Origin of the sequence: Bernardetia sp., from assembly GCF_020630935.1 — a bacterium.
Lineage (GTDB): Bacteria > Bacteroidota > Bacteroidia > Cytophagales > Bernardetiaceae > Bernardetia.
Genome location: NZ_JAHDIG010000013.1, coordinates 17,789 through 30,011 on the forward strand (window position 1 = coordinate 17,789; position 12,223 = coordinate 30,011).

At 33.3% G+C, this 12,223-nt stretch carries 11 protein-coding genes; 9 read left to right on the forward strand and 2 right to left on the reverse strand.

Going from position 1 to position 12,223, the window contains the following annotated elements:
* Nucleotides 1–5: 5 nt before the first annotated feature.
* Nucleotides 6–1,100: a DUF6688 family protein gene (locus QZ659_RS05505; protein WP_291723108.1), complete on the forward strand. Its 1,095-nt coding sequence runs from the start codon at nucleotides 6–8 to the stop codon at nucleotides 1,098–1,100.
* Nucleotides 1,101–1,151: 51 nt separating this feature from the next.
* Here QZ659_RS05505 and QZ659_RS05510 read toward each other — a convergent pair whose 3' ends face one another.
* On the reverse strand, nucleotides 1,152–2,831 hold the full coding sequence (locus tag QZ659_RS05510; protein WP_291723111.1) for an AMP-binding protein: 1,680 nt from the start codon (nucleotides 2,829–2,831) through the stop codon (nucleotides 1,152–1,154).
* Between the two features lie 153 nt (nucleotides 2,832–2,984).
* Nucleotides 2,985–3,503, reverse strand: coding sequence for a phosphoribosyltransferase family protein (locus QZ659_RS05515; RefSeq protein ID WP_291723114.1), 519 nt, complete (start codon nucleotides 3,501–3,503; stop codon nucleotides 2,985–2,987).
* Between the two features lie 372 nt (nucleotides 3,504–3,875).
* Here QZ659_RS05515 and QZ659_RS05520 point away from each other — a divergent pair, with 372 nt between their 5' ends.
* From QZ659_RS05520 to QZ659_RS05555, 8 genes are all read left to right on the forward strand, one after another.
* The gene (locus QZ659_RS05520; RefSeq protein WP_291723117.1) at nucleotides 3,876–4,685 is read left to right on the forward strand and encodes a prohibitin family protein; all 810 of its coding nucleotides are present in this window, start codon (nucleotides 3,876–3,878) and stop codon (nucleotides 4,683–4,685) included.
* A 187-nt stretch (nucleotides 4,686–4,872) separates the two neighbouring features.
* Complete coding sequence (locus tag QZ659_RS05525) at nucleotides 4,873–5,649, forward strand: GAF domain-containing protein (protein WP_291723120.1); 777 nt, start codon at nucleotides 4,873–4,875, stop codon at nucleotides 5,647–5,649.
* A 56-nt stretch (nucleotides 5,650–5,705) separates the two neighbouring features.
* Nucleotides 5,706–5,900, forward strand: coding sequence for a hypothetical protein (locus QZ659_RS05530; RefSeq protein ID WP_291723122.1), 195 nt, complete (start codon nucleotides 5,706–5,708; stop codon nucleotides 5,898–5,900).
* Between the two features lie 60 nt (nucleotides 5,901–5,960).
* Nucleotides 5,961–6,179, forward strand: a complete 219-nt coding sequence (locus QZ659_RS05535) for a hypothetical protein (RefSeq protein WP_291723125.1) — start codon at nucleotides 5,961–5,963, stop codon at nucleotides 6,177–6,179.
* Nucleotides 6,180–6,245: 66 nt separating this feature from the next.
* Complete coding sequence (locus QZ659_RS05540) at nucleotides 6,246–6,755, forward strand: hypothetical protein (protein ID WP_291723128.1); 510 nt, start codon at nucleotides 6,246–6,248, stop codon at nucleotides 6,753–6,755.
* Between the two features lie 8 nt (nucleotides 6,756–6,763).
* Nucleotides 6,764–7,456 (forward strand): hypothetical protein, encoded by a 693-nt coding sequence (locus QZ659_RS05545; protein WP_291723130.1) that lies wholly within the window; start codon nucleotides 6,764–6,766, stop codon nucleotides 7,454–7,456.
* A 179-nt stretch (nucleotides 7,457–7,635) separates the two neighbouring features.
* Nucleotides 7,636–11,802 carry a DUF445 family protein gene (locus QZ659_RS05550; protein ID WP_291723134.1) on the forward strand — a complete coding sequence of 1,389 codons (4,167 nt, stop codon included), beginning with the start codon at nucleotides 7,636–7,638 and terminating at the stop codon, nucleotides 11,800–11,802.
* Between the two features lie 71 nt (nucleotides 11,803–11,873).
* Nucleotides 11,874–12,200 carry a hypothetical protein gene (locus QZ659_RS05555; protein ID WP_291723137.1) on the forward strand — a complete coding sequence of 109 codons (327 nt, stop codon included), beginning with the start codon at nucleotides 11,874–11,876 and terminating at the stop codon, nucleotides 12,198–12,200.
* The last annotated feature ends 23 nt before the right edge of the window (nucleotides 12,201–12,223 follow it).

A 12,223-nucleotide genomic window follows, 5' to 3' on the forward strand; every position in this document is an offset into this window, starting at 1 on the left:
AGCAAATGGAAGCCATATTTATATTTTTTGTAATTTTTCCACTTTTATCAGCAATACTTGTTTTCGTTGATTTTTTGATGTTTCTCTTCAAAAACAAAAGAGCATTTGGAAAAAAATGGATAAAGACAGTAGATACTTGTGTAATTGTTGGTTTGCCTTTATTGTATCTTGCCTACGACCCTATGAAAAATGACTGTTGTAATGAAAGTACAGCATTTTCTCCAGAACATTCTCTGACTATTTTAGTGCTGATTGGTCTGTCGGTCTTGGCGTGTTTGTTTTCTATTTTTAAAGAAAAAATACTAAGTCCAGTCGTGGAAGTATTGATAAACTCTGTTTTGCTCATTGGATTTATTTTGAATGCTATTGTAGCCATACAACTGAAAGAAATTTCAATTATTGGATGTTTGCCTATCAGCATTGTTTTTGTATTTCAACTTGTTAAAAGTCAGAATTTATTTTTAGATTCTAATTTTATTCAAACTTCTGAAATAGAAAAACTTACTAATCCTATAGAAAAGGTAGCTTGGAAAATTCTTTCCTTAGAACCCATTTTAAAATATCCTGTTTTTCTAATTTTAGCTTTACCAATTTTTATCAGCATTATTTCATTTTTACTTCTTTTTGGGCAAAAACCAGATTCAATACTTCGTGTTTTTACAGATACGTACAAACATACCTTTTCAGAACTAGATTATATGTGTGATAATGTAAATTGTGGAGGGCATTTTTTGTGTTCAGTTGCTGCTAGAGGACATTCTGAAGTGGTAAAACCTATTCGATATGGAGAGCGTGGAGGAAACAAAATTATTTGTAATCGTCAGCTTTTGGTAGCCAATGCTTTTGAAGAACTGATAGAAGAAAAACTACCAAATTTCCATTTTTTAGTACGAAAAAACTACAACAAAGTGGGAAATGTTGTTCACAAATACTATGGCATTTTCAATAATAAATTTGTCGCTGATACAGTTTATTTTCTGATGAAACCTCTTGAATTTATTTTTATAATTACACTTTATACTTTTGACAGAAAACCAGAAAATCGTATTGCTAGGCAGTATTTGAGTAGTAAAGACAAGCAGAAATTAAAAAATGGATAAGTCTTTAAAAGACTTATCCATTTTTATTTTAGTAATTTAACCTATGCATTTTTAAGCATTTTCTTTTGCCATTTCTTGTTCTTTCAAAACACGTCTAAGGATTTTGCCTACATTAGACTTTGGCAATTCTTCTTTAAAGACAACGTGTTTAGGTACTTTATAGCCCGTCAGATGTTCCTTACAGAAAGCTCTTAGCTCTTCTTTAGTAAGGCTATCATCTTTTTTCACTACACATGCCATAATAGCTTCATGTGATTTAGGGTCTGGAACGCCAATCACACCTACTTCCAATACCTTGTCATTCATAGCAATTACTCCTTCAATTTCATTTGGATAGACATTAAATCCAGAAACCAAAATCATTTCTTTCTTTCTATCTACAATTTTGAAGAAACCTTCTTCATCCATCACACCCACATCTCCTGTTTTGAAGTAATCGCCTATCATTACATTAGCAGTTTCTTCTGGACGCTCCCAGTAGCCTTTCATAATTTGAGGCCCTTTAGCACAAATCTCCCCAGGTTGCCCTTGTTCTACATCGTTTCCTGCATCGTCTAAAATACGCACTTCTGTACTTGGAATTGGAATTCCAATCCAACCAATGCGAACATTTCCAGCCAAAGGATTTACAATAAGACCGGGAGAGGTTTCTGTTAGCCCATACGCCTCTGCAATCGGCTGCCCTGTAATTTTCTTCCAACGGTTGTTTACAGCTTCTTGAACTGCCATTCCACCACCTAAAGCTACTTTTAGTTCTGAAAAATCTACATTTTTAAACTCCGGTTGGTTCAATAGACCATTGAAAAGTGTGTTTACGCCACTAATCATTCCGATTTTATGCTTTTTGAGTTCGTTTACAAAACCTTCCATATCTCTAGGGTTGGTAATTAAAACATTTCTAACACCATAACGCAAGAAACCAAAACAGTTGAAGGTTAGAGCAAAAATATGATATAGAGGTAAAGCAGTAACACCAATTTCTTTTCCTTCTTCAATAGGACTAGCATTTATCCAAGCTACAAGCTGTTGCATATTTGCCAAAATATTACGGTGGGTTAGCATAGCTCCTTTCGAAACGCCAGTTGTTCCTCCAGTGTATTGTAAAAAGGCAATATCTCCAGAGTCAAATTTAGGTTTGCTATAATTATATTTTTTTCCTTCATACAGTGCATCAGTAAAAGACACAACATTTGGAATAGAGTATGAAGGCACCATTTTCTTTAAATATTTTACAGCCATATTCATAGCCCAACCTTTCAACCCACCTACCATATCAGCAACTTCAGTAACAAATACGTGTTCGATGTTTGTATTTTTGATTATCTTTTCAAGATTAGCAGCAAAATTTGCCAAAATCAAGATTCCTTTTGCACCAGAGTCAGTAAACTGATGCTCCATTTCCTTAGGTGTATAGAGTGGATTTGTATTGACTACAATCAGACCTGCACGCAAAACTCCAAAAATAGCTATCGGATATTGAATAAGGTTAGGAGATTGAATAACAAAGCGGTCACCTTTCTGAAATCCTTTGCGTTGTAAGTAGGCTGCAAAAGCTGCACTTTTTTCATCTAACTCATTGAAAGTTAGAGTCGCACCCATATTTTCGTAAGCGATTTGGTTGCCATATTTTGCAATGCTTTCTTCAAAAAGTTCTAGTAGGGAAGAGTATTCGTCTGGATTAATTTCAGAAGGTACGCCTTTTGGATATGATTTGAGCCAAGGTTTGTCCATAATTGATGTGAATAAGAGTGAGTTAGGTGTATTTTTTTGTTAGTATTACTATTATTGATACAAGTTATTACTTTTACAAAAGATTTCAAATGAAATAAATAAGTAATATTAAATTTATTTTGAATATTCCATTAAAATCCGAATTTTTTTAACTTAATGCAAATAAACACCATATTTTTTGTCATTATCTAAAATCACTTCAATATGCTCTTGGAGTGTTGTGGAAAGGCGAAAGCCTGCAAAATCAGCTGCAATAGGGAAAGAATGGTGTCCACGGTCTATCAAAACAGCTGTATGAAGAGCTTTAATCCTTACTTTCAAAAAAGGTCGCAAGCTATACACCATTGTTCTGCCTGTGTTCAAAACATCATCTATCAAGACAATAGATTTGTTCTCAAAAACTGCTGAATCACAATCTAGGGTTACATCACTTTGTGTGGGTTGTAACTTATCTAAAGAAACACAAATCTGTACGATTTCTAAATTAGATATTTCATGAAGTGCTTTGGCTAATTCCTTTGCCAATAACACTCCCATTCCTTCAATACCTGCCAAGACGATTGTTTTTTCATCGAAGTTTTCTTCATAAATTTCGAAGGCTAGTCTTCGTATTTTTTGGCGAGTTTGTTCTGCATCAAGGATTTGTCCAGTTGTTATGTTTTCTGCTTGCAAAATCAGTTTTTCTTTAAGGTAGAACCATTATTTTTATAGATAGACTAAGATACACATTTTTTTATTTTGGATAATTAAACACATAAATATAGTGTAAGATAAATCGTTGGCTTTGACTATAATAGTTATCAGTATGATTTTTTGAAAACAATAAAATTTTAAAAAGTCATTTTAAAAGAAGCAAAATGCTTTTATTTTTAATTTAAACAGCATTATTTAAAAATCTAAAAATCAGTTTTACAAAAAACAAAGTATTCGTCTTGCATACTTTTAAGGCATTTCTTCGTAAAACCTCAATAAAGCAACGTATTCTTTATTTGAAGTATCTAAACAGTAAAAAAACATTTTTATCATTCTCAAAACTCTACAACTATGAAATATCTAAAATTTAATTCGACATCAGTTCTATTTTTGTTATCTTTTTTTACTCTAACATTTTCTCTGTCTTCTTGTGGCATTGTTCGTCCAGGGGAAGTAGGAGTAAAACAGCGTTTAGGAAAAATAAAAGGAGGTGTACGCCAACCAGGAATGTATTTGCACAATCCTTTTTTTGCTAAAATTGTCAAAGTTCCGACACGAACACTAAATATGTATGCCTCACTCAATTCACTCCCTACAAAAGAAGGATTAAATATTAGTTGCGATTTGTCTGTTTTGTTTCATATTGAAGAAAGTTATGCAATTAAGGTGGTCGAAACGGTTGGTGTAAGAAACGGAGAAGACGTAATTAGAAGTGTTCTGCGTTCTTCAGTAGCTGATGTAACAGCACAATTCTTTGCTAAAGATTTGTACACATCGGAACGTCATGAAATAGAACTTGCCATTGCTAAAAAAATGACTGAACGATTAGGAGATAGAGGTTTTGTAGTTGAATCTGTACTTTTAAAAAGCATAAATCTTCCTCCAAACCTTGCCAGAACGATAGAAGAAAAGTTACAAGCCGAACAACGAGCGCAAACGATGCAATTTGTTTTGGAACGTGAAAGACAAGAAGCCGAGCGAAGAAAAATTGAAGCAGAAGCTATTCGTGATGCACAAAAAATTATTAATGAATCGCTCAACGAGATTACACTAAAATATTTGAGTATTGAAGCCTTCAAGGAGCTTTCAAAATCTCATAATGCTAAAGTCATCGTAACAGACGGAAAAACGCCATTTTTGATAAATCAAGATGGAAAGTAATTTCAGATGTCTTTCTCTAGCTCACAACTTAAATTGTGGGCTAGTTTATTTGTAATCATTCTAAAAAAATTGTATGAGTAAAAATAAGTTGTATATTTCATCTTTTTGACTAATTTTTGATGTGCCTTAAAACATATTCTCTTTCTACAACCCTTATTATACTTAATTTACTACATCAATTACAACTATGGGACAAAAATTATATTCATACTATGTTGAGGCAGGCAAAACAGGAGGAGTAAAAGCTCGTACGGAACTCTCAATCTTGACTAAAATTTCATCTGCTCAAGCTAAATCATTACCTGATGAATCTCAATATTTAAAAATTGTAGAAGATGCTTGGAAGAGTATTCAATCAGATTCAAAAGTTGTATCAAAAAGTTCTCTAGCATTAGGCATAGATGAAACAAAAGAAGAAAGTGTTTCTGATGAAACAACCACAAATTTATTACGCAATCATATTACTATTTTTTCAGACTTTGTTGCACAGCGTTCACTCTATAAAAATGATATTAAAAAATCAATACAACGAATAACAGAAGTTTTAGTGGATGCTATCCAAGTTGAAAGAGCTAGTATTTGGTTTTACATTCAAGAAGATGGACAGGAAGGCATTGAGTGTATTGACTTATATGAAAGAAGTAAGAAAAAACATAGTGAAGGTGTAAAGCTATATCAAAAAGATTTTCCTAATTACTTTGAGGCTATCAAAACAGAAAATACCATCGCTGCTCATGATGCACACACGCACAGAGCGACCAAAGAGTTTTCAGAAGTATATTTGAAACCTTTAGGGATTGAGTCTATGTTGGATGTTCCAATTTGGAAAAATGGAAAAATGATAGGTGTAGTTTGCCACGAGCATACCAATTATAAGCGTACTTGGACAAAAGACGAAGAAAACTTTGCTTATCTCATCGGACACTTAACAGGAATGATACTTGAATACAATGACAAACACTAAACGAAAAGTTTAAAATACTCTCACAAGTTGTGTAGAGTATTTTTTTTAAGTAACCTATGATTACAGAAAAACAAGAAATGGCAGATACATTTTCCGTACTTCATGACGGAACAATAGAAAGTTATGAGCAAAAAAATAATAGTATTATATTGAAAATAAGTTGTATATATCTGGCTGAACACATAAACCTAGCCTTTGAATATTTTTATGTAGAGCTACAAGAAGTAAGTTCACTTTCCTTGAACCCTTAGTTAAAAGATTCTACAGAGGATATTTACTGGACAGATTTAAAACTTATCTTTCAAAAAGATTTGGAAATACTCACAGCCAAACCAAATCCAGAAGGAAGTATAAAAGTTGCCTGTAATTGTCTTGATATTTTTGAAGGAGAACAAATAAGTTATGTAGGGGGAATATTGGAATTTAAGTGTAAATCCATTTCTATTTTTGATGAATCTAAAAAGGAAATCAGTTTAGATTTTGTCAAAGAGAGGGCTACAAAATATTGGGAAGATTTTTCTAAATCTTAACAAATTGAGTATATTTACAATCCACGATTTGTAAATCGTGGATTGTAAATTAAAAACTATCGTACTATGCGACCACAAGACATAGCTATTTTATTAAAAATTATTTCTTTTGAAGAGAAACAGATGAAAGACTGGCGAAATATAGACTTAGCTACTTCATTACAAATCAGTACATCAGAAATATCAAACTCTCTACATCGTTCGAGGATAGCCAAACTCATAAGTTTAGACAAAAGAAAAGTTGCTAAAAATTCATTGAAAGAGTTTCTTGTATATGGTCTGAAATATGTGTTTCCTGTGGAACTTGGAGCTATTGCAAGAGGTATTCCTACAGCATATTCTGCTTCACCTATTGACCAATCTATTGTATCAAATGATGAAAAAATTGTTTGGGCGCATTTTAAGGGTTCTAGTAAAGGTCAAACAATAGAACCACTCTATAAGGCACTTCCAAAAGCAGTAGAAAATGATAGTTTTTTTTATGAACTAATGGTCATTGCAGATACTTTGCGAATAGGAAAAAATAGAGAAATAGATATTGCTATCAAGGAATTAGACAAACGATTTTTTAACTAAAAACTAAAATGAATATAGAAAATATTGAATTGATTGAGCTTGTAGCCAAAGGACTTGGAGAGCTAAAAGATGAGGTTGTATTTTTAGGTGGAATGGTAACATTTTTATACGCTGATGATGCTTATTTATCAGATATTCGTCCTACTAAAGATATTGATTGTATCGTAGAAGTTCATTCTAAAATGGATTACGCTGATTTGGAAAAAAAATTGAGAGAGAAAGGGTTCAAAAATGATATTTATTCTGAAAAACCTCTGATTTGTAGATTTATTTATGAAGGAATAATAGTTGATGTGATGCCAACAGAAACAGATATATTGGGTTTTTCAAATAGGTGGTATAAAACTGGTTTTGAAAATAGAATTATACACAAACTCACAAGTGAAACAATAATTTATATTTTACCTGTTGAATATTACTTAGCTACAAAGTTTGAAGCACTTTTATCAAGAGGAGGAGCAGACTTAAGAATAAGCCACGACTTTGAAGACATTATCTATGTAGTACAAAATAATGAAGGTGTAGTAAAGGCAGTAAACTCAAGTAAGAAAGCAGTTAAAAGCTACTTGAAATCACGATTTCAAGGTATCTTGGAAGATAAAAACCATAGGGAAGCTATTGAGGCAGTAATGCCTTACAACAGTACAAGCGAAGAAGTTGAATTTGTATTGAAAAAACTCAACGAATTAAGTAAGCAATAAACTCACTTCATAGCTCATGTCTCACAAGCAATTTATAAAGAAAACACAAATCCATTTTTTACGTTCCTAATAGATAGATTTTTTTTAACTTTCAGACAAAATATTTTTTGAGTTGTTTTTCAGACAACTACTGCCATTGTCGGTATTTTAACCGATGATAAAATTCAATAAACCTTTTTATGGTCGGACTCACTTATGCAGCCAAAGCACTCACAGGTGCATTTGTAGGATATATTACCAATGATTTAGCTATTCAGATGCTTTTTAGAAAGCGTTTTGGCTTGGGAGGAATTTTTCTCAAAACACACCACGAATTTGTCCTCAATATTAGCAAACTGGTAGAACGTGATATTCTGAATCACAAAACGCTATTGCCACAAGTAGAAAATGAAGAGTTTAGAAAAGCTCTTCAAAAAACTGTTCAGACCTACATAGAAACCAAATTAGCCTATTCAGTTGAGGAAAATTTCACGCTACAAGATATTCCAAAATTTAAGGAAACGACAAACATTGTTAGAGAACAGCTGAAAAGTAATTTACCTCAAACACTAGAGCCATTTTTATTGCATCTTTCAAAAGAAACAACTTTAGGAGATGCCGTTTCAGATGAGCAGTGGCAAAGCGTGAGTAAAAATATTGTAGAAGAACTAACGGCTGGCGTTTCGGAGTGGAACAGTTTGGAAAAATTAGTACGAGATTTTGCTGATGAGATTGGGAATGAATCTATTTCCTCTTTTATCCATCCAGATTTACAAAAAACTATTAAAGACGAGCTTCATTTCTTAACGGCTGACTTACATTTGCTTTTAGAAGCTCAACATAAAAAACCGATTGAAAATTTAATCAATCAAACTTTTGAAGAGCTAGAAATTGAGGAATTGGTAGCTAGTCTTGCCGAAAGAGTTTCGAAAAAACGCTTGATAGATATTTTGGGGGAAGACAAAGCAGCACATTTAGCATCCGAAATCTTGAAACGCCTGCAAGCCATTCTACAAACTGAAGAAGGAGTAAAAATTTTAGATGTTTTTTCTGACTTTTTAATCAATACATTAGAGAAAGAAGAAAAGACTATTTTTGAGCTTTTAGATAAAAACACGAAAGTTACCTTAGAAAAATTCTTTGCTCATCAGTTTCCTGCCATTTTGGTAAAAGTAATTGGTTGGCTCTATTCTCGCCAAAGGGAATTAGAAATTTTGATAGACCAAACTTTCACTAATAATGTCGAATCTGGTTTTAAAAACTGGCTTGTAAAAGTTTTTGTGGGCAGCATTAGCCAAACAGCAGATATTATTGGAAAGGTAACAAGCATTATCGATTCCTATCGTAGAAATCCAGAGGAAGTAGCCAAAGAACTTACCACACAAGTTGTAGAATATTTAGAAAGTAAAAGTATTGGAGAAATTGTTTCTGGACTCAAAACACAAAATACAGTCGTTTCTCTGACCAAAATTTTACGTAAAAATGTAGGTGATGCACTTGGACGAATGGATGTAATGCCAATAGCAAAACTATTTTTAGAAAAAGAAATTGGAGAGTTTATCCCAACCGAAAAACTAATTCCATTTTTACTTACCAATCTAAATAAATTTAGAAAAGATTCTGTTCAGACACTTATTTTTAATCCTAAATTTTCAGAGCGTCTGACAAAAGAACTCAATAAAAGACTAGACAAAATTCTTCAAACACCCTTAAACGAACTCATTGTAGCCGAACAGCGTAAAAAAATAGCTATTAATTTTGAAAACTGGGCAGTAGAAAAATCTCAAAACCACCAAGAGGAAATAGCTAAATTTTTAGCAAAACATATTTCTACAAGAGTAAACGAACAGCCATTAAGTCGTCTGATTTCGGCAGACCAAATTGAAGAACTTGCGATTGCTCTCACAAATAGAGCTGACTCATATACGATTGATTTTTTAAAGGACGTAGAAACAAGTGAAGTAAGAAATTATTTAACTTCGCTTAAGCAGTTTCCCAATCTTTCAGAAGACCTGTCCAAAACGCTCCACAAATTTCTCATTCAAAACTTAAATACGCTTGTAGAGGGCAGAATTGAGGAAATCGTACAGCTAAATTTGAGCCGACAGACTCCAGAAACTATCCGAACGATGGTAGAGAAGTTTATGGGAAAAGAACTCAAACCAATTACGGCACTTGGTGCGCTTTGGGGTGGAATTGCTGGTGGCGCACTCGCTGGAATGCCTGAAATCAATAACTTGGCGTTGAAATATACCGTTCCTGCACTAGCGTATGGAGTAACAGGATTAGGCACAAACTGGATTGCTCTGCAAATGATTTTTAAGCCTTATGAAAAGAAATATTTTCCACTCACAGGCAAAACGGTAGCTGTTCCCCTTACTCCTGGAATTGTGATTAAAAACCGTGAACGTTTTGCTAACAATATGGGGAATTTTGTAGGCGACAAACTAATGAGTGAGGAAGGACTTAGAACATCTTTCGAATCTAGTAAAGATAAAATCTTGATAGGAGCAAAAAACTGGATTCAGTCAGATAATTATGCAAAAATTTATGAATATACAGAAGATTATAAAGCATTTATTGCACAAAAAGGTGCAGAATTAGGGTGGAAACTGGTTGAAAACTTTGCAACAGACGACAAACTAGATGAGCTACTCAAAAAAGGAATTTCTCCTTATAAAAAGTTTACTTTAGAAGACATTGATACAGCTTCTTTCGAAAGCACCGTTTTGAGGTATATTCAAGATGATTCGCTTTCCAATTTGGTTACCAATACGGCTTTTGAGCAAATCGAAAACTATTTAAAAAGCCACGACACACTCGGTGATGCACTTCCACAGTCTGTAAGAACGGTTCTCTACGACAAAATTCGTAACTGGATTAGCTTAGAGATGGATTCATTTTTTGAAAAAATTGATAGCGATGAGCAAATAAACTTCCTTTTAAATCAGCTTAATTCAGAATTTGCAGAGAAAGCAACAGAAAGAACCATTCAAAGCTATTTGAGCAAAAAACAGACACGCAATTTAGAAGTAAAATTGGCTGATTATCTAGTAGAACAATTACAAAACTCACAGACACAGAGCAAGATTTTTGATTTTATCAACAAGAATATTGCTACTGAAATTGCAGATGAGAAAAAAATAGGCGAACTCTTCGATGGAACACTTCTTAATCTCTTGACAAATAATATCGATTTTATCATTCAAAAAATGATAGAAACGGGAGCAGACTGGCTTACTGAAAATAGCGAAAAAGTAGCAGAACAAGTTTATGAAGCAGCCTATAACGAGCAAAAAGCAGCTTTTATTTATAAAAAAGCTATCAAAAAAACAGCAAAGGAACTCGCTACCGAAGGCATACCCAAATTTTTACTCAAAGAAATTGAGAGTGTAAACCGTTTGGTGCATAATGAAGTAGAGCGCATTGGAGAGGTTTCTTTGGGAGAAGTGGGCGTAAAACTCAATGATGCGTATTTGGAAAAAACAGTTTCTAATCTGTTGGGAAATGAAACCACACAAAAGGCTGTTAGAGATTTGACAAATCAACTTTTGCATACACTTTTTCAAACCAAAGTTTCGACGTTTGTTTCAGTTACAGATATTCATTCCTTAGAAGACTTGCAAAACCTACTACAAACCGAACTCAAACTAGCAGGAAAGCACCTCAAAACGCATTATTTTTCCAACAAAAAAGAGCTTCAAGAAAAGCCAAACGAACTCATTATTGGTGTGATTGAATCTATCTTACAAAAAAATAGCTTCGAAAATCAAGAAAATAATTTAAGTTCGAATACGGCACTTTGGCAGCGCATTGATAAGCCTGCCTTGAAGCAAACTATTGAAAAGGCGAGTAAACAGATTTTGAAATCGGCTGCCTTAGATGCACAAGGGCGAAGGGTAGTAGCACTTCTCTTTGAGAGAATTAAGAAAATTCCTGCAGATGAGTTTGTAGATTGGAGTATTTTGGAAAAAGACATTTCAAATGCGATTCAAAAACAGCTCAATGAACCTAAAAATAAACTTCTTTTTGAAGAAGCCTTATCGCATTTTATTCAAAGAAATCTACTGCCAACACTCAAAAATATTCCAAATGAAAGTAAGAATTTTGTAGTAGAACTTTTATTAAATGCAGGTTTGGAAGCCTTACAGGAAGAATTACCTCATATTTTGGCTTCTATTCCGATAAAAGATATTGTGGTAAAAGAAATTTCGCAGATGCCACCAGAAGAGATTGAAGCCTTATTTAATTCTTTTGCCAAAAAGTATTTTGATAGGCTAGTGCAATACGGTTTTGGTTTTGGAATTGCCTTTGGTCTTACGTTAGACACGCTTTTGGAGTTTGGTTTGAGTTATGTTCCACAGTAGAAAAAATACAATCACACCTGTAGGTCAAACGGCTTGCCTTTGACAAAACAATAACAAAAAAAATAGAACCTATGGGTTTATTTGATACTATAAAGATAGATGTTGATAAATTGCCTATTTTAGAAGATAAAAAAGAACAGTTAAAAGCAGTTCAAGTTGATTGGCAAACAAAGGATTTAGAACCTAATCTATCAACTTATGAAATTACAGATGATGGCAAACTACTTCTGATAAAATCTGGATGGGGGGAAGATAATATTGACATTCCAAAAGAAATAGACTTTCATGGAATACTCAACTTCTATGGAGATGTAGGTAAAGATTGGTATGAGTTTTACGCAAAATTTACAGACGGAAAGCTGATTGAAATTACAGGAGGATTAAATAATTGGGGCTAAATACAATGAGTTATCAAATCAGA